This is a genomic window from Collimonas silvisoli (assembly GCF_018305005.1).
Lineage (GTDB): Bacteria > Pseudomonadota > Gammaproteobacteria > Burkholderiales > Burkholderiaceae_D > Collimonas > Collimonas silvisoli.
This window is the reverse complement of record NZ_JAGQEG010000240.1, coordinates 1-535: the sequence shown is the minus strand read 5'-3', so window position 1 is coordinate 535 and position 535 is coordinate 1. Positions and strand designations below refer to the sequence as shown.

Sequence of the window (535 nt, the reverse complement as noted above, 5' to 3'; positions counted from 1 at the left end):
GGTGTCCAACTTTTGGGGTTCAGTTCAATCGGGCCGTTTTCTTTATGCCTGGCGCGCATCGAGCGCCGTCGCATCTGACGGTACCGGATCCGGTCGACCCATCGACGGCAACTCTCTGCGGGGCAACTCGTACAGGGTTGCCGTTTTGCCGACCAGGCCCAGTTTTACTCGTACCGGCTGGATATTCATCTGACGCAACCGTTGATCGCGCTCCAGCTGCTGCAAACGCAGAATCTCCGGCACCCACCAGGGCAATTTCTCGGCGCCACTGAGCCAGTTCCGAATAGATCGCTCGGATCGCTTTAGCCGTCTGGCGATTTCCTGCACCGGAAGCCCTGCGGCGTAGTAGGTAAGCGCGGCCGGATTACCGTACCGCTGGTTTGGATATTTCATTCTTGTTTTCTCCCTGGTGTCCAGTCCTAAAATAGGTTGACAGGTTTTATTGCAACACAAACGCTCGATGCACCGCATCGGGCGTTTTGTATTTCAGGGCCGTATGCGGCCGTTCCCGGTTGTAGATCCGAACGGATTGCGC

At 56.6% G+C, this 535-nt stretch carries 2 protein-coding genes; both read right to left on the bottom strand.

Annotation, left to right across the window (positions count from 1 at the left end; all coding sequences use genetic code 11):
• Positions 1 to 42: 42 nt before the first annotated feature.
• On the bottom strand, positions 43 to 393 hold the full coding sequence (locus tag KHU33_RS26230; RefSeq protein ID WP_211468502.1) for a helix-turn-helix domain-containing protein: 351 nt from the start codon (positions 391 to 393) through the stop codon (positions 43 to 45).
• A gap of 46 nt (positions 394 to 439) precedes the next feature.
• Positions 440 to 535: integrase core domain-containing protein (locus KHU33_RS26225; RefSeq protein WP_211462952.1), on the bottom strand; the 96-nt coding region annotated here is incomplete at its 5' end.